Source organism: Jiangella ureilytica (assembly GCF_004348545.1).
Lineage (GTDB): Bacteria > Actinomycetota > Actinomycetes > Jiangellales > Jiangellaceae > Jiangella > Jiangella ureilytica.
The window spans coordinates 1-23,436 of sequence record NZ_SMKL01000088.1; the positions used below are offsets into that span (position 1 = coordinate 1).

The following is a 23,436-nucleotide window of genomic DNA, read 5'->3' on the forward strand; positions in this document are numbered from 1 at the left end:
ACAGCGAGGACGAACGACCTTGACACCGCCGAACCACGGCACACACTGCAAAGACGGGAAGCCAACCAACCCGAACTGTCGCCCATGTCCCCGAACGCTTTGTCACCGATGTCTCCGGAACACACACCCCCCATGGTGTGGTGAATCCTTGATGATCATGGGTGTTCACCGTCGGCGGCCGACGCGACATCACCACGGCGGGACCACGTGCCGATCACCACGCGCGAACCGCCGGCGGCCAGCGCAGCAGGGCGCCGGTGGGGCTTGGGGGGCAGCGGCCGTCTTTGGGCGGCCCCCTGACGCTGCTCGAACGCGCCCCCGACGAAGCAGCAGGGGACTGGCGAGCCGCCTACTCCAGATCGAGCGTCGCCTGCTCCCCATCGACCACGGTCGCCCTCGGCTCCGGCACGACCCGGTCGTCCTCGGAACCGGAACCCAACGGCCCGCTCACGGCGGCGATGGGCTGGGCGACCCCGATACCGGACCCGTCCCGTCGTCCAACCGCCGCAGGCAGCTCGATCGGCACGCCACTGGCGGCAGCCGCCCGCGCCGGAGCCGCTCCCGCCCACGCCAGGATCAACGTGTCCTCGCCCTTCAGGAACCGGTGACACCGCACGCCGCCGGTCGCGCGGCCCTTGGCCGGGTACTCCGCATAGGGCGTGACCTTGACCGCCCCCGGCTGGGTCCCCGGCAGCGCCGTCGACGACCCCGAGACGGTGACCACGGAACCCGGACGATCACCGTCGACGGAGCCGAAGAAGGTCACCTTCGCACCCGACGCCAGTTTGATCCCGGCGATCCCGCCGCCCGCCCGCCCCTGCGGCCGCACCGCCGATGCCGGGAAGCGCAGCAACTGGGCGTCGGTCGTGATGAAGACCAGGTCCTCGTCCGGAGTCCGCAGCTCGACGGCGCCGACCACGCGGTCGCCGTCGTCGAGCCGGATGACGTCGTACGCACCCTTGCCGGGGTGGTCGGGGACCACCCGCTTGACCACGCCGCGCTCGGTCCCCAGCGCCAGCCCGGGTGACGAGTCGGAGAACGTCGTCAGCGCCAGCGCCCGCTCGCCGGGCTCGAGCTCGATGAACTCCTTCAGCGCCGCGCCGCCCGCGAGCGTCAGCGCCGCGGTCGGCGGCAACGACGGCAGCTCGAGCACCGACAACCGCAGCACACGCCCGGCCGAGGTGACGATGCCGACCTCGCCACGCGCCGTCGCCGGGGCCACGGACACGATGACGTCGTGCTTGGATCGCTTGTCGCCGTAGAGCAGCGGCTCCTCGCCGGCAGTGCGGGCGAGCAGGCCGGACGACGACAGCAGCACCTGGCAGGGGTCGTCGGCGATCTCGAGCGACGCGGCGCCGGCCCGGGTGGTGACGGCGCCGGACTCCTCGAGCAGCACCGTACGGCGGGGCGTGGCGTGCGCGGCCGCGATCTCGGCCAGCTCGTCGGAGACCGCCTGGCGCAGCAGGCCCTCGTCCTCGAGCAGCGCCGTCAGCTCGGCGATGGTGCGGCGCAGGTCCTCGCCCTCCTTTTCCAGCTCCAGCCGGTCGTAGCGGGTGAGCCGGCGCAGCGGGGTGTCGAGGATGTAGCGGGCCTGGATGTCGGACAGGTCGAAGACGGTCATCAGGCGCTCGCGGGCGGCCGACGCGTCGTCGGACGAGCGGATGACCGCGATGACCTCGTCGATGTCGAGCAGCGCGATCATGAGGCCGTCGACCAGGTGCAGGCGGTCGGCGGCCTTGGTGCGACGGAACTCGCTGCGGCGCCGCACGACGCTGAGGCGGTGCGCGATGAAGACCTCGAGCAGCTGCTTGAGACCCAGCGTGCGCGGCTGCCCGTCGACCAGTGCGACGTTGTTGATCGAGAACGAGTCCTCGAGCGGAGTGAGGCGGTACAGCTCCTCGAGCACCGCCTCGGGCACGAAGCCGCTCTTCAACTCGATGACCAGGCGCAGCGCGGTGTTGCGGTCGGTGTAGTCGACGACGTCGGCCACACCCTGCAGCTTCTTGTTGCGGACCAGCTCGACGATGCGCTCGCGCACGCGCTCCGGGCCGACCATGTACGGCAGCTCGGTGACGACGATGCCCTTGCGGCGGGCGGTGATGTTCTCGACCCGGGCGGTCGCGCGGGTCTTGAACGCGCCGCGCCCGGTCTCGTAGGCCTCGCGGACGCCGTCGAGTCCGATGATGCGTCCGCCGCTGGGGAGGTCGGGCCCCGGGACGAACCGCATGAGGTCGTCGAGCGAGGCGTCCGGGTGCGCGAGCAGGTGCCGGGTGGCGTCGACGACCTCGCCCAGGTTGTGCGGCGCCATGTTCGTCGCCATGCCGACGGCGATGCCGGTGGCGCCGTTGATCAGCAGGTTCGGGAACGCGGCCGGGAGGACCTCGGGCTGCTCGAACTGGCCGTCGTAGTTCGGCACCATGTCGACGACGTTCTCGTCGAGCGAGCGCACCAGCAGCATGGCCGGCTCGCTCATGCGGCACTCGGTGTACCGGTACGCGGCCGGGCCTGCGTCGAGCGACCCGAAGTTGCCGTGCCCGTCGACCAGCGGCACCCGCATGGCCCACGGCTGCGCCATGCGCACGAGCGTGTCGTAGATGGCGCCGTCGCCGTGCGGGTGCAGCTTGCCCATCACGTCGCCGACGACGCGGCCGCACTTGACGTGCGGGCGGTCGGGGCGCAGGCCCATCTCGTTCATCTGGAACAGGATCCGGCGCTGCACCGGCTTCAGCCCGTCGCGGGCGTCCGGGATGGCGCGGGAGTAGATGACCGAATAGGCGTACTCGAGGAAGCTGCCCCGCATCTCCTCCGAGACGTCGACGTCGAGGATGACTTCCTCGAAGTCCTCAGGCGGGGGTGTCGTGGTCCGGCGTGCCATGCCGACCATTGTCGCCCCGCCCGGGCCGTGCTCCGTGCAGCGACCCGCTCAGCAGGTCAGGAAGAGTATTCGAGGGACACCAGGAAGATGGCGGCGACGGAGGGGACGACGACGAGGGCGCCGGCCAGCACGGGGTAGCGCTCCAGCAGCGGGACGGCGTGCGGGTAGCGGCGGGCGAGGGCGCGGGGAGAGGCGAGCCGCCCGAGCTTGGTCGTCTCGACGCCGAGGGCGGCGATGAGCCGGCGCATGTCGTCCTCGACCCAGCGGCTGCCCTTGAGCCGGGCGATGCGCCGGCCGCCGCGGCCGAGGACGTAGAGGTGGGCGAGGCTCTTGCTGTTCTTGTGGGTGCGGGGGAGCGCGACGGCGACGATCGACCCGACGGCGTCGCGCGGGGTCCGGCGGGTGCGGAGCAGGCCGGTGACGGCGATCTCCGTCGGCGTGACGGTGACGGCGGCGCGGCGGAAGTAGACCGGCGCGATGGCCGACGCCAGCGCGATGACCATGACCGACACGACGGCGCCGACCCCGCCGCCGCGGAACAGCAGGGCCGCCAGCAGCACGAGGATCGGCAGCAGTGACCACTTCACCGTGCTCAGGTAGCGGCGCAGCGACGGCCGCAGCACGAGCGCGGCTCCGGAGACGGGTCCGCGCGAGGGTCCGGGCACGGCCAGCATCATAGGGGCCGGCGGGGTCAACCCGACAGGGCCGCGACCACGGTCCCGAGCACGACCGCCAGGACGGCGAAGCCGAGCGCAGAGCAGCGTGAACGCGACCGGGTGCCGCCCGATCCAGCCGACGGCGCCGGGCCGCTCGCGGGCCAGCTGCCCGATGGTGACCGGCCCGTCCGACCCGCCGGTGGGGGGTCGAGGTGGTCGACCAGCCGGTCGATGGCGGCGGCCAGCAGCAGGACGAGACCGACGCAGGTGACCAGGCCGGGCCGGCCCCCGGCCATGACCCCGGCGATGATGAGGACGACGGAGACGACCGCGGTGACCGTGTAGACCAGACGCCGCGGAGCCGGAGCCGGCCGAAGGACGAGAGTGCCGGACACAGCCCATGACCCTAGGTCACGGCTCGCGGTGCCCCGACGGTGGTGCGGGCGGCCGGGAGGGTGACGACGAACCGGGCGCCGGGCTCGGCGTCCTCGACGGTCACCGTGCCGCCGTGGGCCACCACGATCTCGCGCGCGATGGCCAGTCCGAGGCCGGAGCCGCCGGCGTCGCGGTCGCGGGCGTCGTCGAGGCGGGTGAAGCGCTCGAAGATCCGCTCGCGGTCCGCCGGCGGCACCCCGGCGCCGTCGTCGGTCACCGCCAGCCGAGCCAGCGAACCGGCAGCCGTCACCGTCACCGTCACCGACGACGACGCGTGCCGGACGGCGTTGCCGACCAGGTTGCGCAGCACCCGCGAGAGGGAGTCGCGATGCCCGCGCGTGTGCACGTCGGCCCCGGCGGCGACCGACACCGGGACGCGGGCGCCGCGCACGCCGTCGGCGACCTCGACCGCCAGCTCGTCCAGCGAGATCAGCTCGTCGCGCCGCACCGGGCGCGGGCTGTCCAGGTGCGCGAGCACCAGCAGGTCATCGACCAGGCGGCCCATCCGCTCGACCTCGACCAGCGCCTCGCGGGCGGTGTCGTGGGGGTCGACGGCGTCGGGGTGCGCGAGCGCGACCTCGAGCTCGGTCCGCAAGGCCGCGATGGGGCTGCGCAACTCGTGGGCGGCGTCGGCCACGAAGGCGCGCTGCCGGGCGGCCGCCGCGTCGAGCCGGCCGAGCATGTCGTTGAGGGTGACGGCGAGCCGGCTCAGCTCGTCGCCGCCGGCCGGGACCGGCAGCCGGTGCCCGCCGCCGGCGCCGGTGATCTCCTCGGCGCCGCCGCGCAGCTGGTCGACCGGGCGCAGCGCGCGCACGATGACCAGCCAGCTCAGCACGGCCAGTGCGGCGGTGACCGCGGCCCCGCCGGCCGCGACGCCGATCTTGGCGAACTCGACGCTGCGCTGCTGCTCCTCGAGCGAGACGGCGACGAGGACGGTGACCGGCCCGCTCACCGCGTCGGTGGGGACGCCGATGACGCGCAGCGGGTCGGGCTGGCCGAGCCGGGTGCCGTCGAGCTCGATCGCCTCGCCCGCGCGGACGGCGGCCAGGTCGTCGCCGGCCACCACGGGGGTCAGCCGGTCGCCCCCGGGGGTCGACGCCAGCACCCGGCCCTCGGCGTCGATGACCTGCGCGACGACGGCGCCGAAGCTCGGTAGCGGGTTGGGCGGCTGACCGGACTCGACCAGTGCCGCGATGTCCTCGCCCTGCCGCCGCGCGGTCTCGTCCAGCGCACCCAGCAGCGCCCGGTCCAGCGCGATCAGCAGCAGGATCCCGCCGATGCCGAGCCCGACCGCGGCCATGGCCGTCGCCGCCAGACTGAGCCGGGCCCGCAGGCTGAGCCGCCCGAACACGCCCACGCGATCAGCCGCCGTCGCCGGACAGCCGGTAGCCGGCCCCGCGCACGGTCTGCAGCGCCGAGCGGCCGTACGGGGTGTCGATCTTGCGCCGCAGGTAGCCCACGTAGACCTCGACGACGTTCGGGTCGCCGTCGTAGTGGGCGTCCCACACGTGCTCGAGGATGTCGCGCTTGGAGACGACCTCGTCGGGGTGGCGCATGAGGTACTCGAGCACGCCGAACTCGCGCGGCGTCAGCGTGACTTCGGCGTCGCCGCGGCGTACGGTCTTCGCGCCCGGGTCGAGCTCGAGGTCGCCCGCCGCGAGCACCGCCGGGCGGGCCGGCGCGCCGCGGCGCAGCAGCGCCCGCAGCCGCGCGACCAGCACGACGTACGAGAACGGCTTGGTGAGGTAGTCGTCGGCGCCGACGTCGAGCCCGTCGGCCTGGTCGTACTCGCCGTCCTTGGCCGACAGCATGAGGATGGGCACCCAGTTGCCCTCGGCGCGCAGCGTCCGGCAGATGCGGTAGCCCGACAGCGACGGCAGCATGATGTCGAGCACGATGACGTCGTAGGTGTGCTCGCGGGCCAGGTGCAGGCCGTCGAGGCCGTCGTGGGCCAGCTCGACCGAGAACCCCTCGGCCGACAGCCCGCGGTGCAGCGCACGGGCCAGCCCGCGCTCGTCCTCGACCACCAGCACCCGCATGCCGTCAAGCATGCCCTGCCGCCCGAGGGCGCCGGCGGAGGCTCTCAGGGATCTCACAGCGACGGCGAGGCAACCTTGGTGTCATCGGGGCTGAACCCCCGGTCGAAACGCACCGAGCCATACAGGAGCAGACATGCCGAACTCCCTTCTCAGCACCCCGGCCAGGCGGTGGGCGACCGGGGCAACGGTCGCCACCGTGGTCGTCGGCGCGGCCGTGGCCGGCCCGCTGATCGCCGGTGCCGACTCCGATCTGCCCGACCGCACCGCCGCCGAGCTGCTCGTGGGCCTCGCGACCATCGACGTGCAGCCGTTCGCCGGCACCGTCGTGCAGTCCGCCGACCTCGGCCTCCCGGCACTCACCGGCGCCGACGCCACGTCGCTGCCCACCGCCGCCCTGTCGCTGCTCAACGGGTCGTCGACGGCGCGCATCTGGTACACCGACGGCGACACCTACCGGTTCGCGCTGCAGGACGACCAGTCCGAGTCCGACCTGCTGCGCAACGGCCAGGACCTGTACTTCTGGAGCAGCGAGGGGTCGACGGCGTCGCACGTGGTCGTCCCCGAGGAGACTCCGGACGACCACGGCGAGGGCCCGTTCGGGGGCGGCGGCCCCTTCGGCGGCGAGGGCGGACCGTTCGGCGGCGAGGGCCTGCCGGAGGACATGCCGAGCAACCTGCCGACGGCGGCCGCGTCGCTCGCGCTGGGCATGATCGAGCCGTCCACCCAGGTCGACGTCGACGGCACCGCGACGGTGGCCGGCCGGTCGGCGTACGAGCTGGTGCTGCGGCCCAAGGACGAGCAGTCGCTCATCGGCTCCATCCGGCTGGCCGTCGACGGCGAGAACTCCATGCCGCTGCGGGTGCAGATCTTCGCCCGCGACCACAGCGAGCCGTCGTTCGAGGTGGGCTTCACCTCGGTCTCGTTCGACGAGCCCGACGCGTCGACGTACGACTTCACGCCGCCGCCCGGCACCACGGTCGAGGAGGTCCAGCCCGGCGACCTCGAGGACGCCCTGCCGAACCACGGCACCCCCGACGGCACGCCCGACGTCGGCCCCGACGGCCACCTCGACGTCGCGCCGTCGGACGTCACGACCGTCGGCTCCGGCTGGACCACCGTGGTCGTCGCCCGCGACGTGAACCTCGACGAGCTCACCGCCGGCCTCGAGGGCGACGCGGCCGCCATCGCCGACGCCTTCATCGCCGACCTGCAGGACGTCAGTGGCGCCTACGGCACCGGGCGCGCCCTGACCAGCGACCTGTTCACCGTCCTCCTGCTCGACGACGGCCGCCTGCTGGCCGGCGCCGTGCCGCTGGAGGTCCTCGAGCAGGCCGCGCAGGACCCGGCCGCTGCGCTGTAGCCTCGCGCACGGCCGACGACGAGACGGGAGGTCGCCCCGCACGGGGCGGCCTCCCGCTCCGCGTCCGAGACCCGCCGAGCGCAGAGGTTGCCGATGATCAGGTGATCTCCTCGGCACTTCGTGCCCATGCCCCGGAAACCTGGCGTGCCTAAGTTGCCTGCAACGTGTCCGCACAGGTGACCTGCGTCACCTGCCCGCGCGAGGAGGCTTCCGTGGCGCTCGGCTGGAAGGTGGTCTACGACGGCAGGACGCCGCCGCCGGGGGAGGTGGTCAGGCCGGACGAACGATTGTCGTGGGGTCGCACGGTAGGCCTCGGGGCCCAGCACGTGGTCGCGATGTTCGGCGCCACCTTCGTGTTCCCGATCATCATGGGCCTGAACCCGCAGCTGGCCATCATGATGAGCGGTGTCGCGACGATCTGCTTCCTGCTCATCGTCAAGGGCCGGGTGCCGAGCTACCTGGGCACCAGCGCCTCGTTCGTCGGCGGCGTGGTCGCCATCCGCGAGCAGGGCGGCGACTCCTCGGACGTTACCGGCGCGATCCTGGTGGCCGGCGTCGTGCTGGCGCTGTGCGGACTGCTCATCCACTACCTGGGCTCCGGCGTCCTCTACCGGGTGCTGCCGCCCGTCGTCACCGGCGCCGTCGTCATGCTCATCGGGTTCAACCTGGCGCCCGTCGTCGCGAACGTGTACTGGCCGCAGGACCAGTGGATCGCGCTCATCGTCATGACCGCCGTGATCCTCATGGCGGTCGGGCTTCGCGGGTTCCTCGGCCGCATCGCGATCTTCGTCGGCCTGGTGTTCGGGTACGCGCTCTCCTGGCTGTTCGACCGGATGTTCGGCCAGATCACCTCGCCCGACGCCAGCGGCGAGGAGGTGACCCGCTACCGGGTGAACTTCGACTCCGTCCGCGAGGCCGACTGGATCGGCTTCCCGGACCGGACCTTCGTGAACGACCAGGGCGTCGAGGTGGCCGGCTGGCACGGGCCCAGCTTCAGCATCACGTTCATCCTGCTGGTGCTGCCCGCCGTCATCGCGCTGATCGCCGAGAACGCGGGCCACGTCAAGGCCGTGGCCGAGATGACCGGCAACGACCTCGACCCCGTCATGGGCAAGGCGATCGCGGCCGACGGCGTCGGCACCGTCATCGCGACCTCCGTCGGCGGCTCGCCGACCACGACGTACGCCGAGAACATCGGCGTCATGGCGGCCACCCGCATCTACTCGACGGCGGCGTACTACGTGGCGGCCATCGTGGCGATCGTGTTCGGGTTCTCGCCGAAGTTCGGGGCGCTCATCGCGGCCACCCCGTCGGGCGTGCTCGGCGGCATCACCGTGGTGCTCTACGGCATGATCGGCCTGCTCGGCGCCCGCATCTGGATCGAGAACCGGGTCGACTTCTCCAACCCCGTGAACCTCGTGCCGGTGTCCGCGGGCATCATCATCGCCATCGGCGACACGTCGCTGGACATCACCGACGACTTCGTGCTGTCCGGCATCGCGCTGGGCACCATCGTCACGATCGCCGCCTACCACCTGGCCCGTGCCGTCGCCCCGGCGCACCTGCGCGAGCCCGGCGGCGGCGCCGTCGTCACCGTCGGCCCGCCGGGCGTCCACGAGGTCGATCCGGACCCCGATCCGCGGCCCGGCGGCGATGCGGACGGCATCGAACGGCGGGACGAGAGAGGATGAAGGCGTGAAGCCAGCGGGGTTCACCTACCACCGGCCGGCCACCGTCGACGACGCCGTCGCGGTCCTGGCCGAGGTGAACCCTGCCGGCAAGGTGCTGGCCGGCGGGCAGAGCCTGGTCCCGCTGCTCAGCATGCGCCTCGCGGCGCCCGAGCACCTGGTCGACATCAACCGGCTGTCGTCGCTGGCCTACGTGCGGGTGGGCGACGACGGCGGCAGCGTCACGGTCGGCGCCCTGGCCCGGCATGCCGACGTCGAGCGCGACGCCGCCGCGTACGCCGTCCTGCCGCTGCTGCGCGACACCCTGCGCCACGTCGCGCACCCGACCATCCGGAACCGCGGCACGACGGTGGGCAGCATCGCGCACGCCGACCCGTCCGGCGAGATGACGGCGGTGCTGGCGCTGCTCGAGGGCACCGTCACCCTGCGCTCCACCGGCGGTGAGCGCACCGTCGCCGCACGCGACTTCTTCACCGGACCCATGTCCACCTGCGCCGATGCCGGCGAGTTGGTGACGTCCGTGACGTTCCCGGTACCGGAGGGCCGTACCGGGGCCGTCTGGACGGAGGTGGCCCGGCGCCACGGCGACTACGCCGTGTGCGGAACAGGAGTGGTGGTGACACTGGACGACGACCTGCGGGTCGCCGGTGCCAGAGCCGCGTACATCTCGGTCGCCCCGGAGCCGGTGGTCATCGACCTCACCGAGGCGGTCGCGGGGGAGATGGTCGACGACGCCGACTGGCCGGCGGCCGGGCGGCTGGCCGCGGGCCGGCTCGATCCCGGCGACGACATCCACGCCACGGCCGCCTACCGGTCCCACCTGGCCGAGGTGCTGACCACCCGGGCGCTGCGCGAGGCGGCCGGCCGGGCGAGCGTGGCCGCATGAGCGAGGCGATGTTCGAGGTGACGCTGCTGGTCAACGGCGTCCCGCGGTCGGCGACGGTGCCCGCCCGGCGGCTGCTGTCGGACTTCCTGCGCCACGACCTCGAGCTGACCGGCACCCACGTCGGCTGCGAGCACGGCGTCTGCGGCGCCTGCACGGTGCTGGTCGACGGCCGGCCCATCCGGTCCTGCCTGCAGTTCGCCGTCACCGTCGACGGCGCCGAGGTCACCACCGTCGAGGGCTGCACGCGCCCCGACGGCGAACTGGGCCACGTCCAGCAGGCGTTCCGCGACTGCCACGGGCTGCAGTGCGGCTTCTGCACGCCCGGCTTCGTCACCACCATCACCGCGTACCTCGAGGAGAACCCGACACCGACGCAGGAGCAGGCGCGCGAGGCGATCGCCGGCAACCTGTGCCGCTGCACCGGCTACCAGAACATCGTGGCGTCGGTGCTGCGCGCGGCGGAGCTTCGGGCGGAGGAGACACAGCGATGACGACAGCGGCGTTCGGCGAGCCGATCGCGCGGCTCGAGGACCCGCGGCTGCTCACCGGGCAGGGCCGCTTCCTCGACGACATCGGCCACCAGGCGCTGGCGGCGGCGTTCGTCCGCAGCCCGCACGCGCACGCCCGCATCGTCGACATCGACGTCTCGGCCGCGGTGGACGTCGAGGGGCTCGTCGCCGTCTACACGCACGAGGACCTCGACGGCCGGGTCGGCGAGCCGCTGCCGCTGCTCATCCCGCACGCCGCGCTGACCCACGGCCGCACGGCGTACGCGCTGGCGAAGGACGAGGTGAACCACGTCGGCGAGCCGATCGTCATGGTCGTCGCCACCGACCGGTACGTCGCCGAGGACGTCTGCGATCGCATCGTCGTCACGTACGACTTCCTGCCCCCGGTGGTCGGCATCGAGGCGGCGCGGTCGGCAGAGCTGCTGGTCCACGACGACGTCCCCGGCAACGTGTCGGCGCACCTGGTGCAGTCGCGCGGCGACGTCGAGGCCGCCCTGGCCGGCGCGCCGCACGTGCTCGAGCTGGACCTCGACATCGAGCGCAGCGCGTCGACGCCGCTCGAGGGCAAGGGCGTGCACGCGCGCTGGGACGCCGACGACGCCAGCCTGCGCGTCTACACGTCCACCCAGGCGTCGACGTCGGTGCGCGCGGCGCTGGCGGCCCGGCTGGAGCTGCCGCTCGACCGGGTCGAGGTCATCGCCCCCGATGTCGGCGGCGGGTTCGGCGTCAAGATCGTGCACCCGTGGCCCGAGGAGGTCGTGGTCCCGTGGGCGGCGATCCGGCTCGGCCGCGAGGTCAAGTGGACCGAGGACCGCCGCGAGCACTTCGTCGGCGCCACCCATGAGCGCGGCCAGCTGCAGCACGTCGAGGTCGGGTTCGACGACGACGGCCGGCTGCTCGGCCTCGACGTCACCGTCTGGCACGACAACGGCGCCTACACGCCGTACGGCATCATCGTCCCGATCGTCACGACGACGCAGCTGCTCGGCCCGTACAAGCCCGAGGCGTATCGCGCGGAGTTCTTCAGCCTCTACACCAACACCGTCACCGTGACGCCGTACCGCGGCGCCGGCCGGCCGCAGGGCTGCTTCGCCATGGAGCGCACCATGGACGCCGTCGCCGCGTACCTGGGGCTGGACCGGACGGTGGTGCGCGAGCGCAACTTCATCCGGCCCGACGAGATGCCCTACGACCACGGGCTGATCTTCCAGGACGGCCGGCCGCTGATCTACGACTCCGGGGACTACCCGGCGACCCTGGAGAAGCTGAAGAAGCTGGTCGGCTGGGACGAGTTCGAGGCGTTCCGGGCCGAGGCACGGGCGGCCGGGCGGCGGGTCGGCATCGGCATCGCCTGCTACGTCGAGGGCACCGGCGTCGGCCCGTACGAGGGCGGCTGGGTCAAGGTCGAGACCGACGGCACGGTCGTCGCGGCCACCGGGCTGACCACCCAGGGCCAGGGCCACAAGACGGCGTTCGCGCAGGTGGTGGCGTCGGAGCTGGGCGTGCCGGTCGAGCGCGTCCAGGTGACGACCGGCGACACCCGGCGGTTCGGCTACGCCGTCGGTACGTTCGCCTCGCGCGCCGCCGTCATGAGCGGCAACGCACTGGCGTCGGCCGCCCGCAAGGTGCGCGACAAGGCGCTGCGCATCGCCGGCGAGGCGCTCGAGGCCGACCCGCGCGACCTCGAGATCGTCGACGGCGTCGTGCGGGTGGTGGGCTCGCCGCCGTCGGCCCCCGGGTCGTCGATCCCGCTGGCCACCGTCGCCGTCCTGGCCAACCCGCTGCGCTACGCGTTCGACCGCGAGGCCGAGCGGGCGACGCAGTTCGGCGGTCCCGTCGACTACTCCAAGCCGCCGGTCGCCGAGGGCGACTCGCCCGGTCTGGAGGACACCGGGTACTACTCGCCGCCGCGCTCGACGTTCGCCAACGGCATGCACGCGGCGATCGTCGAGACCGACCCCGACACCGCCGAGATCACCATCCTGCGCTACTGCGTCGTCCACGACTGCGGCAGGCTGATCAACCCGCGCATCGTCGAGGGCCAGATCCACGGCGGCGTCGCCCAGGGAGTCGGGGGAGCGCTGTACGAGCGCATGGTCTACGACGACGCCGGACAGCTGCTGAACGCGTCGTTCATGGACTTCCTCATGCCCTACGCCACCGAGGTGCCGGTCGTCGAGACCGACCACCTCGAGACGCCGTCGCCGCTGAACCCGCTGGGCATCAAGGGCGCGGGCGAGGCCGGTGTCATCCCGGGCTCCGCCGTGCTGGCGTCGGCCATCTCCGACGCCGAGGGGTTCGCGATCACGCGGATGCCGATCTCGCCGTCGGACCTGTTCTCCCTCCGTCTGGCTCAGGAGTCGCGATGAAGGTTTCCGGGACAGCGGTGCTGCGGGCGCCGCGCGCCGAGGTGTGGAAGGCGCTCAACGATCCCGCGGTGCTGGTGCGGACCATCCCCGGCTGCTCGCGGCTCGAGGAGTCCGGGCCGGACCGGTACCGCATGACGGTCAGCGCCGGCGTCGGCTCGATCAAGGGCACCTACGCCGGTGACGTGCGGCTGCACTCCCAGGAGGAGCCGGGCTCGTTCGTCATGACGGCGTCCGGTGCGGGCGCGCCCGGCACGGTGAGCGCCGACGTCCGCGTCACGCTGGCGGACGACGGCGACGGGGGCACCCGGCTCGACTACGACGCCGACGCGATCGTCGGCGGCATGATCGGCGGCGTCGGGCAGCGGATGCTCGCCGGTGTCGCGAAGAAGACGGCGGGGGAGTTCTTCGCCGCGGTCGAGGACGTCTTGACGGGTGCCGCCCCGGCTCCGGTCGCGGCGCCCCAGGGCGAAGCCGTCGCCGTCGCGACCCCCGGTGTGTACGAGGCCCCTGCCCCTGCCGGTTCGGGAGTGGCCGCCCCGGCCGACTTCACCCGCGGCGTTCTGGTCGGCGCCGCGGTCGCCCTGGCGGGTGTCGCCCTCGGCGGCTGGCTCTCCGGCCGCTCCCGCCGAGGTTGATCGTGGCCGGCGTGTGTCGAGGGCAGGTTACTGCTGCTCTGGCGGTAGCACCTCTCCCTCGACACCGGCGATACCCTGAGGCAAGAACGGTGTATCGGCTCACGAGGTGACGACATGGCGCGGACTGCGGGCGGCAAGAACCCCGTGCCGCCGACCCCAGAGGCCGTCGGTGAGCGTCGTGGCCGCGGGTCGCTGGCGGGAATGGTGGAGTGCGCCGAGGACTGGGACTCCACCGAGACCAACGCCGACATCGCCGGCGAGTTCGAGCGCTGAGGAGGCGAGGGATATGCGGGCGTTCACCGCGGCCGCGGTCCAGGTGCGGCCGCTGGCCGAGCCGCTGACCGCGCAGAGCATCAAGGCGAACGTCGAGCACGCGCTCGACTATGCGGAGCGCTGCGCCGACGACACCGGGGCCGAGCTGATCGTGCTGCCGGAGTCCGTCACCACCGGCTTCACCCCGGCGATGCCGGCCGCCGAGCTGTGGGACCTGGTCGCCGACCTGCCCGGAGCGCTGGCCGAGCCGTTCCAGGAGACCGCTCGCCGGCTGGGCGTGCACCTGGCGTGGGGAACGTACGAGCGGGGGCCCGAACGCGGCGTCGTCTACAACTCGGCGGTGCTGGCCGGCCCCGACGGCGAGATCGGCGGCGTCTACCGCAAGACGCACCCGTTCTGCACCGAGCTGGCGTCGCGCGGCGGCTGGGTCACGCCCGGCGACGACGTCTGCGTGGTCGACACCGACCTCGGGAAGATCGGCATGATCATCTGCTTCGACGGCGACTATCCGGAGCTCTCGCGCATCACCGCCGTCAGGGGCGCCGAGGTGATCCTGCGGCCGTCGGCGCTGCTACGGTCGGCCGACCTGTGGGAGCTGACCAACCGGGCCCGCGCCTACGACAACCACGTCTTCGTGGTCGGTGCCAATGCGACGGGCACGGACCCGGCCGGCGTGCTCTACTTCGGCAACTCGATGATCGTCACCCCGATCGCCGAGGTGGTCGCGCGGGCTGCCAGCCACGAGTGCTGGGTGTCCGCCCGGCTGGATCCGGACGCGGCGCTGCGCTCGCTCACGCCGGGGTCCAGTATCGGCCAGGGCTTCGACCACCTGGCCGACCGCAACCTCGAGCTGATCCGGCGGCACACGGACGAGCTCACCCGCCCGGCCGCCAGCCCCTTCACGCGCGACTGACGGCTGCGGCCGGGCGCCGGCTGCAGCGCAGCGGGCGTGGTGTATATTCTGGTGTATGAACCGCACCAACATCTACCTGACCGAGGAGCAGACGGCGGCGCTCGACCGGCTGGCGGCCCAGGAGGGCACGTCCCGGGCCATGGTCATCCGGCGGCTGCTCGATCGGGCGTTGGCCGGCGACGACCAGGATCTGTCAGCGGACCTCGCGGCCATCGAGGCGTCCTTCGGTGCCTCCCGCGACATCGACGCGCTTTCGCGGGATTCGGGCGAGCGTGAGAATCACCTGGCGAGCCTCTGGGAGCGCTCCGCGTGATCCTGGTCGACACCGACGTCCTGATCGCGCACCTCCGGGGGATCGAGGCCGCTCGTGACTGGCTTCGTCAGGCCCGCACGAGCGGCCCGATCCTGGTCAGTGCCGTGACGGTCACGGAACTCACTGGAGGTATGCGCTCCGCCGAGCGCCGCGAGGTGTGGGCTCTGCTCGCCGCGCTGCGGGTCGAGCCGGTCACAGAGATCGTCGCCCGGCAGGCCGGGGAGTACCTGCGGCAGTTCCGCCGCAGTCACCACGGCATCGGCCTGGGCGACTACCTCATCGCGGCCACCGCAGGGGTTCGCGGCGTTCCCCTCGCGACACTGAACGTGCGTCACTTCCCGATGATCGCCGGATTGACGGCGCCCTTCGAGCTCCAGCGCTGACCCCGGCCCGTCAGGAGCGGGTGACGGGCCAGACGATCTCGGTCTCGAGCTTGGCCGGGTCGCCCACCTCGGACGGGTCGTTGAGGTAGACGTCGTACGGCGCGCCGTTCGACGTCAGCCCCTGGGCCTCGATCCACGCCTCGACCTCGCGGTAGGCGAGGCCCAGCTCGTCGTACGGGCCGACGTGGCGGGTGACGGCGGCCAGACCGCCCCGCACCTGGTGGAGGCTGAACCCGTCGGGCGCCTGCGACAGCCCCATGACCGGAACGCACGCCTCGATGGTCCAGGTGTCGTCGGCGAGCTCGAGGTAGACCATGCGGGGCGGACCGGCCGGCCGCCCACCGGCTTCGGCGATGGCGGCGTAGACGCGGTGGTACGCGACCGCGCTGGTCTGCGGCAGCGAGTCCACCGAGGACGGGTAGGTGGTGCCGAGCACCTCGGTGGGCGCGGTGTCGCGGGTGGTGATCTCGTAGGCCATGACGGCTCCCTTCCGGATGAAGGTCTCGACACGGTTCAACATGTGCCGATGACGGTCGATGCGCTGCTCGAGCACCATCCGGTAGCGGTCGAGGAGGTCGCGGACGCGGTCCGGGTCGGGCTCGGCCAGCACCTCCCTGATGGACGCCAGCGGCATGTCGAGCGTGCGCAGGGTGGCGATGACCCGAGCGGTCGCCGCCTGGTCCGGCGTGTAGTACCGGTAGCCGGAGTCAGGGTCGACGTGAGCGGGGTGCAGCAGGCCCTGGTCGTCGTAGACCCGCAGCGCCTTGATGCTCAGCCAGCACAGCCGGGAGAACCGGCCGATCGGCATCAGCTCGTCCATCGCCACCTCCTCTCACCCTTCGGAGCCTGGAGTCTGCCCTCGGGGACGAGTCAAGCACTCCGTTCCCGACGGTGTCAGCGCAGCTTGGGCACGACCTCCAGGGCGAGCCGCTCGAACGTCTCGCGCTCGCCGTCGGACCCCGGCCAGCCGATGACGAACTCGGTGAAGCCGGCCGCCGCGTACCGGTCGACCAGTTCGTCCAGCGTCGCGGGCCCGGTGAGCACGTCGGTGGTCGCCCAGAACAGCACCGAGCGGCGGATCGACGCCGGGTCGCGGTCCGCGGCCGCCGCGAACTGGTCGACGCGGCGGCTCCAGTCGGTGGCCAGCGCGACGTTCTCGTCGACGCTCGCGTCGGGCCGGCCGTTGGTGTTCCAGACGTCGGCCCGCTCCGCCGCGACCCGGAGCACCGTCGGCGCGTTGCCGCCCACGAGGATCGGCGGGCGCGGCCGCTGGGTGGTCGCCGGGCCGGTGGGGAGGTCGCGGACGGTGTACCAGTCGCCCGCGAAGCCGTACGGACCGCCGTCGCGCCGCAGCACGTCGTCGAGGACCCGGACGTACTCGGGGAAGCGGGCCACCCGCTCCTTGACCGTCCACGGTGTCGTGCCGGTGGCGTGGTGGTCGGACTCCATGATCCCGGCGCCGATGCCGAGCTCGAGCCGTCCGCCCGACAGCTGGTCGACGGTGAGGGCGGCCTTGGCCAGCACCGCGGGCGGGCGCAGGATCGGGTTCGCGACGAGCGTGCCGATGCGGACCCGGTCTGTGGCCAGGGCGGCCGCGGCGGTCATGGTCCAGCCGTCGAGCCAGGGCGGGTCGGTGGCGAAGATGTTGCCGATGTGGTCGGGGAGGAAGAGCTGGTCGAAGCCGAGCTCCTCGACCCGGCGGAACCGATCGAGGAGCGTGGCCGCGCCGGCGTCGGGGAGCACCAGGACGCCGAAGCGGCGGGGGTGGGTCGTCATGCCTTCGATCGTCGGCGGGCGCTTGCCGATGATCAAGTACCGACTATAAAGTCAGGTACTCACCAAGACGTCAGTACGGGAGCGCTGCGATGGCCCGGAACCGGCCCTACACCTGCGGACTCGACGCCGCCATCGACGTCGTCGGCGGCAAGTGGAAGGCGACCGTCCTGTGGACGCTCGAGGACCAGGGGCCGCTGCGCTTCGGCGAGCTGAGGCGCGCCATCCCGGCGGTCACCGAGAAGATGCTCATCCAGCAGCTGCGCGAGCTCGAGGCCGACGGTCTGGTCCACCGCGAGATCTACCACCAGGTGCCGCCGAAGGTGGAGTACTCGCTCACCGACTTCGGCCGCACGCTCGAGGTGGCGCTGCGCCCGCTCGGCGACTGGGGGCACGCCAACATGGCCCGCATCGAGGCCACCCACCCCTAGGAAGGGTCTCGGAGGGCGGCGAGCAGGGCGGGCAGCGCGACCAGCAGCGCCACGACGCGGACCGCCCCGGCCAGCGGGTACGGGGCCCGCAGCCCGACCGCGTGCGCGACGACGCCGCTGAGCAGCGCACCCGCGGGGACCAGCCCCCAGCCGACCAGCCGGTGCACGCCCATGACCCGGCCGAGCAGCTCCGGCGGCACCAGCCGCTGCCGCAGCCCGATGCTCACCAGGTTCCACAGCGTCACGCCGAGCCCGACGGCCGCCAGCAGGACCCCGAGCACGACGGCGGACGGGGTCAGCCCGATCGCGGCCGTGGCGACGGCGTTCAGTCCGAGCGCCGCGAGCAGCACCGTCCGCTCGCCGAGCCGGCGCAGCAGCCAGGGCCCGCCGAGCCCGCCGGCGAGGCTGCCGGCCGCCGCGGTCGCCAGCAGCAGCCCGAACCCGCGCACCGACACGCCCAGCTCCTGCGTCGCCAGCAGCACCAGGGTCGCGTTGCCGAGCTGGAAGCAGAAGGTGTTCACGGCCGCCAGCAGCGTCAGCGTCCGCAGCAGCCGGTGCGCGGCCAGCCAGCGCAGGCCGGCCCCGATCTCCGCCCGCAGCGACGACGGCGCCAGCCGCGGCTCCCCGCGGCCGTGGGCGTCGGCCCGGCCCACCAGCGTCGCGGCCAGCACCGCCGCGATCGCCAGGACGGCCGCGTCCACCCCGAACGGCAGCCCTGCCGCGACGGCGAACAGCAGGCTCCCGGCGGGCGGGCCGAGGAACTGCTGCCCGACGACGGCGATGGTCTGCTGGTAGCCGTTGGCCGACGGCAGCCGCCCGGCCGGCACCAGCGACGGCAGCAGCGCCTGCGCCGCCGTCCCCGCCACCACCTGGCAGGCACCCAGGCCGAACGCCAGCGCCGCCAGTCCGCCGACCTCGAGCCGGCCGGTCGCCGCCAGCGCTGCCACCACCCCCGCGAGCGCCGCCTGCACCGCGACGCCACGCCACAGCATCCGGGCCCGGTCGTACCGGTCGGCGAGGGCGCCGGCCGGCAGCGAGAACAGCAGCCACGGCAGCGAGGCCGCCGCCGCCACGGCCGAGACCAGCCGCGGGTCCCCGGTCAGCGTCGCGGCCAGCAGCGGCACGGCGGCCGCGAACACGCCGTCGCCGGCGGTGGTCAGACTCGTCGCGGCCGCGAACCTGCGGTAGCCCGTCATGCCGGCGATCGTCGCGGCGGCGCCTGGCTGGGAGACACTATGTAGCGCTGAGCTACAAGGACGTACCGGAACCCACCGCCGCGCCGGTGCACGCACGTTGTAGCGCTGTGCTACATACTGAGGCATGGCGTTGACGGTCGAGCTGGGCGTGGACGAGCTGGCGGACACCAGGTTCGCGGTGTCGCCGCTGTCCGAGACCGTCGCCGCGTTGCAGCAGCTGGCCGGGCAGGACCGGCAGGCCGTGCACCGCCGGTGGCTGCAATGGGCCCAGGACGAGCTGGCGCACGAGCCTCTCGCGCTGCCGCTCACCTGGCCGCTGCTGTTCGGCGACACCCGCGGCTGGCCGGAGTTCCTGGTCCCGGCGCCGACCGGCCCCGGCGGCTCGATCGACGACGATCTCGCGGCGCTGCGGCGCACCCCCGCGTCGACGGTGCGGGCCAACCTGCGCCGCCGGTTCGGCGACACGGCGCCGTCCGCCGCCGTCGCCGACCTCGCCGCCGACCCGGAGCACGGCCTGCGCGAGCTCGCCGCCGAGCTGCGCGCCGCCCACGACCGGCTGATCGCGCCGCACTGGCCACGGATCAGCGCCGTCCTGGCGGCTGACGTCGCGCACCGGACCCGGCAGCTGGCGCGTGGGGGAGCGGCCGCGCTCTTCGCCGACCTGCACCCGGACCTGCGCTGGCACGACGGCCGGCTGGAGCTCGGCGGCGACCGGTGGCGGCAGGACCGCGCCGTCGACCGCGGGCCCGGCGGGCTGGTGCTGATGCCGGTCGTGCTCGGGTCGGCGTACGTGCTGATCAAGCGGCGGACGTCGACCCAGACGACGGTGCGCTACCCGGCCCGCGGCGTCGGCGAGCTGTGGAGCGTGCTGCTCGGCCGGTCGCCGGCGGGTGCCACCGTCCGGCTGCTGGGCCGGGCCCGCGCGGAGCTGCTCGCCACGCTGCGCTCGCCGGCGACGACCACCGACCTCGCCCGCGCGCTCGGCGTCACCCCCAGCGCCGTCGCCCAGCACCTGCGCGTCCTGCGCGAGAACGGCCTGGTCGCGGGGGAGCGGAACGGCCGGTCGGTCCTCTACCGCACGACGGCGCTGGGGGCGGCCCTTCACGACGGCAGCGGCGCACCGTTGGCACCAGTTGACGAGGCCGAGCCCGGCGCGGCGCCGGTTGAATCGTCCGCATGCCCATGATCCGCGTCGGCATCGACACCGGCGGCACCTTCACGGACGTCGTCGCCGTCGACGAGGAGACCGGCCGGCAGGTGAGCACCAAGACGCCGTCGACGCCGGGCGACCCGGCCGAGGGGTTCATGGCCGGCATCCACAAGATCCTCGCCCGGCTCGGCGCCACCGGAGCAGACGTCGCCGCCGTCGTGCACGGGACCACCGTCGCGACGAACCGGCTGCTCGAGGGGAAGGTCGACCACCTCGGGTTCGTGACGACCGAGGGGTACGCGCACCTGCTCGAGATCGCCCGGCAGTCCGTGCCCGACGGCTACGGCAACAGCTACTTCTGGGTGAAGCCGCCGCGCATCGTCCCCGCCGATCTGGTCCGCACCGTCGGCGGCCGGCTGGCCCACGACGGCAGCGAGCTGCGCCCGTTCAGCGAGGCCGACGCCGTGGCCGCGGCCCGGTTCTTCCGCGACCGCGGCATCGGCACCATCGGCGTGTGCTTCCTGCACTCCTACGCCAACCCAGAGCACGAGCTGCGCATGCGCGACGTCCTGGCGCGCGAGCACCCGGACGCCGTCGTGTCGATCTCGGCCGAGGTGCTGCGGGAGTACCGCGAGTACGAGCGCAGCGTGACGACGCTGGTCGACGCCGCGGTGAAGCCGAGCATCGCCCGCTACGTCGGCACCATCGCCGCGCGTCTCGGCGAGCTGGCCGAGCAGCCGCCCGCGTTCTACGTCATGAAGTCCAACGGCGGCGTGCTCTCGGCCGACGAGGTGGTCCGGCAGCCGATCTCGACCGTGCTGTCCGGGCCGGCGGCCGGGGCGCTCGGCGCGGCGGTCGTCGCGCGGGCGGCCGGCCTCGACAGCGTCCTCACCCTCGACGGCGGCGGCACGTCCACCGACGTCGCGGTGGTCGTCGACGGGCACCCGGCGCTCACGACCGAGGGCACCGTCGGCGCCTACCCGAGCAAGATCCCGATGATCGACGTCGTCACCGTCGGCGCCGGCGGCGGGTCGGTCGCCTGGCTCAGCCCCGAGGGCACGCTCAAGGTCGGCCCCCGCTCGGCCGGCGCCGATCCCGGTCCGCTCTGCTACGGCGCCGGCGGCTCCGAGCCGACCGTCACCGATGCGCACGTGCTGCTCGGCCGCATCCCGCCGCACCTGCTCGGCGGCGAGATCCCGCTCGACGTGTCCGCGGCGCAGGACGGGATCGCGGCCATGGCGGCCCGGCTCGGGCTGACGCCGGAGCGCTGCGCCGAAGGCATCCTCGAGATCTCGGCGTGGAACCAGGCGAACGCGCTGCGCCAGGTCACCGTCACGCGCGGGCTCGACGTCCGCGACTTCCACCTGGTCAGCTTCGGCGGGTCCGGCTCGCTGCTGGCCTGCCGGCTGGCCGACGTGCTGGGGCTGGCCGGCGTGCTGGTGCCGCCGAACCCGGGCAACCTGTCGGCGTACGGGCTGCTCACGGTCGACGTGCGCAACGACTACGTGCGGACGGCGGTCGCCCGGCACGCGGCGCTCGACCCGGACACCGTCGGCAAGACCTTCGACGACCTGCGGGCCGAGGCGTCGGCGGCACTGGAACGCGAGGGCTTCGCCGCGGAGGAGCGGCGGTTCGTCCGCACGGCCGACCTGCGCTACTTCGGCCAGGCCTACGAGGTGCGGGTCGACGTCCCCGACGGCCCGGTCACGGCTGCGCTCGCCGCCGCCGTCGCCGATGAGTTCCACGCCGCCCACCGCCGGCTGTACGGCTACGACTTCGCCCACGACCAGCGGCAGGAGGTCGAGTGGGTGAACCTGCGGGTCACCGGCGTCGGCCCGATAGCGCGGCCGGCGGTCCCGCTGGTCGCCGCGGGCAGCGGCGCCGTGCCGCGGACGACGAGACGGGTCGACTTCGGCGACGGATGGGCCGACACCCCCATCTACGACCGCGCCGCGCTGGGCGCCGGTGACACCGTCGCCGGCCCGGCCGTCGTCGAGGAGTTCGGCTCCACCGTCCCGGTCCACCCCGGCTTCCGAGCCGTCGTCGACGACCACGGGAACCTGCTGATCACCCGGGAGGTGGCGCCGTGACCGTCGACCCGATCCTGGTCGAGATCGTCGAGGGCTACCTGACGTCGGTCGAGAAGGAGGTCGAGACCGCCATCGGGCGCACGTCGCGCTCGCCGATGATCCGCGACGCGCACGACTACCGCGCGGGCATCCATGACCGGCGGCTGCGCAAGCTCACCGGCCGGTCGTACTCGGCGCTGGTGAACCCGGTGGTGCGCGACTACCCGATCGAGACCATGCGGCCGGGCGACGTGTTCTTCCACAACGACGTGTACCTCTCCGAGGGCGGCATCGGGCACCTGCCGGACCTCTGTGTGACGGCGCCGGTGTTCTTTGAGAACACAGCCGGCGAGCCCGAAGTCGTCGCTTTCGTGCAGGCGTTCGGCCACCACGACGACATCGGCGGCACCGTTCCGGGGTCGATGCCGTCGCACGCCACCAGCGTGTTCGAGGAGGGCCTGATGGTCCCGCCGATCCGGCTGTGGGACCGGGGCGTGCCGAACGAGGCCGCGCTGAAGATCATGACCCGCAACTCGCGGATGCCGGAGTCGCTGGCCGCCGATCTCGACGCCGAGTGCGCGGCCTGCCTCATGGGCGCACGCCGGCTGGCCGAGCTGTTCGAGCGCTACGGCCGGACCGCGGTGGAGAAGTGCTTCGACGCGATCCTCGACAAGACGACGGAGACGTTCCGGCGCGAGATCCTGGCGAAGATCCCGGCCGGCTCCTACGTGTGGGAGGACTACGCCGAACACGACGGCGTCGACGAACCCCGCCTGCACACGCAGCGGATCACCCTGACGAAGGTGGACTTCGATGTCGCTGCCGGGGGTCCGAAGCTGCTGATCGACTTCGCGGGAACCGGGCCGCAGGCCAAGGGACCGATCAACCACTGCGGCGACTACGCCGACGGCGCGTTCCTGAAGAAGTGGCTGGCGCCGATCCTGCGCAATCTCGCCGACTCGCCGGAGCGGATGGCCGAGCTCGAGGTCAACGAGGGCGTCGTGCCGCTCATCGAGATGCGCTTCCCGCCGCCGGGCACGCTGCTGACGCCGGTCTTCCCGGCGCCGACGAACGCCCGCACGTTCGTGATCCTGCGGCTGCTCGGCGTGCTCGCCGGCGTGCTGGCCAAGGCCGTCGACGGGCGCATGCCGGCGGATCAGGAGACGATCCGCTACACCGGCGTCTACGGCGACGACCTCGACGGCCGGCCGTACCTCATGCGTGAGGTGCTGGGCGGCGGGTCGGGCGGGCGGTACTACGCCGACGGCGAGGACACCATCCACGTCGTCCCGGACTCGCGGAATCTTCCGACGGAGTTCAGCGAGGCGCGCTTCCCGTTCGTCGTCGAGCGGCTGGGGCTGGCGGCCGACTCCGGCGGGCCGGGCCGCTACCGCGGCGGCCTCGGCTACGAGAAGCACATCCGCATGCTCCGCGACGCGCACTTCATGTCGATCGCCGACCGGTCGATCCTGTCCTGCTGGGG

Annotated in this window: 22 protein-coding genes; 14 read left to right on the top strand and 8 right to left on the bottom strand. The window is 73.1% G+C overall.

The window, feature by feature from the left end; genetic code table 11:
* Positions 1-349 precede the first annotated feature (349 nt).
* The 5 genes from E1212_RS25920 to E1212_RS25940 are packed head-to-tail and all read right to left on the bottom strand — an operon-like array spanning position 350 to position 6,005.
* Positions 350-2,875, bottom strand: coding sequence for a DNA gyrase/topoisomerase IV subunit A (locus tag E1212_RS25920; protein WP_131987881.1), 2,526 nt, complete (start codon positions 2,873-2,875; stop codon positions 350-352).
* A gap of 56 nt (positions 2,876-2,931) precedes the next feature.
* Positions 2,932-3,540 (bottom strand): hypothetical protein, encoded by a 609-nt coding sequence (locus E1212_RS25925; protein ID WP_131987883.1) that lies wholly within the window; start codon positions 3,538-3,540, stop codon positions 2,932-2,934.
* Between the two features lie 26 nt (positions 3,541-3,566).
* A complete protein-coding gene (locus E1212_RS25930) occupies positions 3,567-3,926 on the bottom strand; it encodes a hypothetical protein (RefSeq protein ID WP_131987885.1) in 360 nt (119 codons plus the stop codon).
* Positions 3,927-3,937: 11 nt separating this feature from the next.
* On the bottom strand, positions 3,938-5,323 hold the full coding sequence (locus tag E1212_RS25935) for a sensor histidine kinase (RefSeq protein ID WP_131987887.1): 1,386 nt from the start codon (positions 5,321-5,323) through the stop codon (positions 3,938-3,940).
* A gap of 4 nt (positions 5,324-5,327) precedes the next feature.
* Positions 5,328-6,005: a response regulator transcription factor gene (locus E1212_RS25940; RefSeq protein WP_131987889.1), complete on the bottom strand. Its 678-nt coding sequence runs from the start codon at positions 6,003-6,005 to the stop codon at positions 5,328-5,330.
* Between the two features lie 133 nt (positions 6,006-6,138).
* Here E1212_RS25940 and E1212_RS25945 point away from each other — a divergent pair, with 133 nt between their 5' ends.
* The 10 genes from E1212_RS25945 (at position 6,139) to E1212_RS25985 (ending at position 15,334) form a co-directional block, all read left to right on the top strand.
* Positions 6,139-7,365, top strand: a complete 1,227-nt coding sequence (locus E1212_RS25945; RefSeq protein WP_131987891.1) for a LolA family protein — start codon at positions 6,139-6,141, stop codon at positions 7,363-7,365.
* A 212-nt stretch (positions 7,366-7,577) separates the two neighbouring features.
* On the top strand, positions 7,578-9,056 hold the full coding sequence (locus E1212_RS25950) for a uracil-xanthine permease family protein (RefSeq protein ID WP_131987893.1): 1,479 nt from the start codon (positions 7,578-7,580) through the stop codon (positions 9,054-9,056).
* Positions 9,057-9,060: 4 nt separating this feature from the next.
* Positions 9,061-9,939 (top strand): FAD binding domain-containing protein, encoded by an 879-nt coding sequence (locus E1212_RS25955; RefSeq protein ID WP_131987895.1) that lies wholly within the window; start codon positions 9,061-9,063, stop codon positions 9,937-9,939.
* Positions 9,936-10,430: a (2Fe-2S)-binding protein gene (locus E1212_RS25960; protein WP_131987897.1), complete on the top strand. Its 495-nt coding sequence runs from the start codon at positions 9,936-9,938 to the stop codon at positions 10,428-10,430. Before E1212_RS25955 ends, E1212_RS25960 begins: the two co-directional genes overlap by 4 nt.
* A complete protein-coding gene (cutA, locus tag E1212_RS25965; protein ID WP_131987899.1) occupies positions 10,427-12,817 on the top strand; it encodes an aerobic carbon-monoxide dehydrogenase large subunit in 2,391 nt (796 codons plus the stop codon). Before E1212_RS25960 ends, cutA begins: the two co-directional genes overlap by 4 nt.
* On the top strand, positions 12,814-13,452 hold the full coding sequence (locus tag E1212_RS25970; protein ID WP_131987901.1) for an SRPBCC family protein: 639 nt from the start codon (positions 12,814-12,816) through the stop codon (positions 13,450-13,452). The genes cutA and E1212_RS25970 overlap by 4 nt, the downstream gene beginning before the upstream one ends.
* Positions 13,453-13,566: 114 nt before the next feature.
* Positions 13,567-13,725, top strand: a complete 159-nt coding sequence (locus E1212_RS29680) for a hypothetical protein (RefSeq protein WP_162605631.1) — start codon at positions 13,567-13,569, stop codon at positions 13,723-13,725.
* Between the two features lie 13 nt (positions 13,726-13,738).
* The gene (locus tag E1212_RS25975) at positions 13,739-14,638 is read left to right on the top strand and encodes a carbon-nitrogen hydrolase family protein (protein WP_131987903.1); all 900 of its coding nucleotides are present in this window, start codon (positions 13,739-13,741) and stop codon (positions 14,636-14,638) included.
* 55 nt (positions 14,639-14,693) lie between these two features.
* Positions 14,694-14,951 carry a ribbon-helix-helix domain-containing protein gene (locus E1212_RS25980; RefSeq protein WP_131987905.1) on the top strand — a complete coding sequence of 86 codons (258 nt, stop codon included), beginning with the start codon at positions 14,694-14,696 and terminating at the stop codon, positions 14,949-14,951.
* Positions 14,948-15,334 carry a type II toxin-antitoxin system VapC family toxin gene (locus E1212_RS25985; protein ID WP_131987907.1) on the top strand — a complete coding sequence of 129 codons (387 nt, stop codon included), beginning with the start codon at positions 14,948-14,950 and terminating at the stop codon, positions 15,332-15,334. Before E1212_RS25980 ends, E1212_RS25985 begins: the two co-directional genes overlap by 4 nt.
* A gap of 10 nt (positions 15,335-15,344) precedes the next feature.
* On the opposite strand, the gene E1212_RS25990 is transcribed toward E1212_RS25985, so the two are convergent.
* Both E1212_RS25990 and E1212_RS25995 read right to left on the bottom strand, forming a co-directional pair.
* The gene (locus tag E1212_RS25990; RefSeq protein WP_131987909.1) at positions 15,345-16,154 is read right to left on the bottom strand and encodes a MerR family transcriptional regulator; all 810 of its coding nucleotides are present in this window, start codon (positions 16,152-16,154) and stop codon (positions 15,345-15,347) included.
* Between the two features lie 74 nt (positions 16,155-16,228).
* Complete coding sequence (locus E1212_RS25995; protein WP_131987911.1) at positions 16,229-17,110, bottom strand: LLM class flavin-dependent oxidoreductase; 882 nt, start codon at positions 17,108-17,110, stop codon at positions 16,229-16,231.
* A gap of 89 nt (positions 17,111-17,199) precedes the next feature.
* On the opposite strand from E1212_RS25995, the gene E1212_RS26000 reads away from it, so the two are divergent.
* A complete protein-coding gene (locus tag E1212_RS26000; RefSeq protein ID WP_131987913.1) occupies positions 17,200-17,538 on the top strand; it encodes a winged helix-turn-helix transcriptional regulator in 339 nt (112 codons plus the stop codon).
* Here the strand turns inward: E1212_RS26000 and E1212_RS26005 are convergent.
* The gene (locus E1212_RS26005; protein ID WP_131987915.1) at positions 17,535-18,734 is read right to left on the bottom strand and encodes an MFS transporter; all 1,200 of its coding nucleotides are present in this window, start codon (positions 18,732-18,734) and stop codon (positions 17,535-17,537) included. The genes E1212_RS26000 and E1212_RS26005 overlap by 4 nt on opposite strands.
* A gap of 124 nt (positions 18,735-18,858) precedes the next feature.
* On the opposite strand from E1212_RS26005, the gene E1212_RS26010 reads away from it, so the two are divergent.
* The 3 genes from E1212_RS26010 to E1212_RS26020 form a co-directional block, all read left to right on the top strand.
* Positions 18,859-19,920, top strand: coding sequence for an ArsR/SmtB family transcription factor (locus tag E1212_RS26010; RefSeq protein WP_203417229.1), 1,062 nt, complete (start codon positions 18,859-18,861; stop codon positions 19,918-19,920).
* Positions 19,911-21,974: a hydantoinase/oxoprolinase family protein gene (locus tag E1212_RS26015; RefSeq protein ID WP_131987917.1), complete on the top strand. Its 2,064-nt coding sequence runs from the start codon at positions 19,911-19,913 to the stop codon at positions 21,972-21,974. Before E1212_RS26010 ends, E1212_RS26015 begins: the two co-directional genes overlap by 10 nt.
* The coding region (locus E1212_RS26020) for a hydantoinase B/oxoprolinase family protein (RefSeq protein ID WP_131987919.1) at positions 21,971-23,436 on the top strand (1,466 nt) is incomplete at its 3' end. The genes E1212_RS26015 and E1212_RS26020, both read left to right, overlap by 4 nt.

Bases quoted from the DNA above. Each gene is read 5' to 3' on its own strand.
- E1212_RS25920 (WP_131987881.1), bottom strand. From the start codon at position 2,875: ATGGCACGCCGGACCACGACACCCCCGCCTGAGGACTTCGAGGAAGTC.
- E1212_RS25940 (WP_131987889.1), bottom strand. From the start codon at position 6,005: ATGCGGGTGCTGGTGGTCGAGGACGAGCGCGGGCTGGCCCGTGCGCTG.
- E1212_RS25945 (WP_131987891.1), top strand. From the start codon at position 6,139: ATGCCGAACTCCCTTCTCAGCACCCCGGCCAGGCGGTGGGCGACCGGG.
- E1212_RS25960 (WP_131987897.1), top strand. From the start codon at position 9,936: ATGAGCGAGGCGATGTTCGAGGTGACGCTGCTGGTCAACGGCGTCCCG.
- cutA (WP_131987899.1), top strand. From the start codon at position 10,427: ATGACGACAGCGGCGTTCGGCGAGCCGATCGCGCGGCTCGAGGACCCG.
- E1212_RS25970 (WP_131987901.1), top strand. From the start codon at position 12,814: ATGAAGGTTTCCGGGACAGCGGTGCTGCGGGCGCCGCGCGCCGAGGTG.
- E1212_RS29680 (WP_162605631.1), top strand. From the start codon at position 13,567: ATGGCGCGGACTGCGGGCGGCAAGAACCCCGTGCCGCCGACCCCAGAG.
- E1212_RS25975 (WP_131987903.1), top strand. From the start codon at position 13,739: ATGCGGGCGTTCACCGCGGCCGCGGTCCAGGTGCGGCCGCTGGCCGAG.
- E1212_RS25980 (WP_131987905.1), top strand. From the start codon at position 14,694: ATGAACCGCACCAACATCTACCTGACCGAGGAGCAGACGGCGGCGCTC.
- E1212_RS25990 (WP_131987909.1), bottom strand. From the start codon at position 16,154: ATGGACGAGCTGATGCCGATCGGCCGGTTCTCCCGGCTGTGCTGGCTG.
- E1212_RS25995 (WP_131987911.1), bottom strand. From the start codon at position 17,110: ATGACGACCCACCCCCGCCGCTTCGGCGTCCTGGTGCTCCCCGACGCC.
- E1212_RS26000 (WP_131987913.1), top strand. From the start codon at position 17,200: ATGGCCCGGAACCGGCCCTACACCTGCGGACTCGACGCCGCCATCGAC.
- E1212_RS26005 (WP_131987915.1), bottom strand. From the start codon at position 18,734: ATGACGGGCTACCGCAGGTTCGCGGCCGCGACGAGTCTGACCACCGCC.
- E1212_RS26010 (WP_203417229.1), top strand. From the start codon at position 18,859: ATGGCGTTGACGGTCGAGCTGGGCGTGGACGAGCTGGCGGACACCAGG.
- E1212_RS26015 (WP_131987917.1), top strand. From the start codon at position 19,911: ATGCCCATGATCCGCGTCGGCATCGACACCGGCGGCACCTTCACGGAC.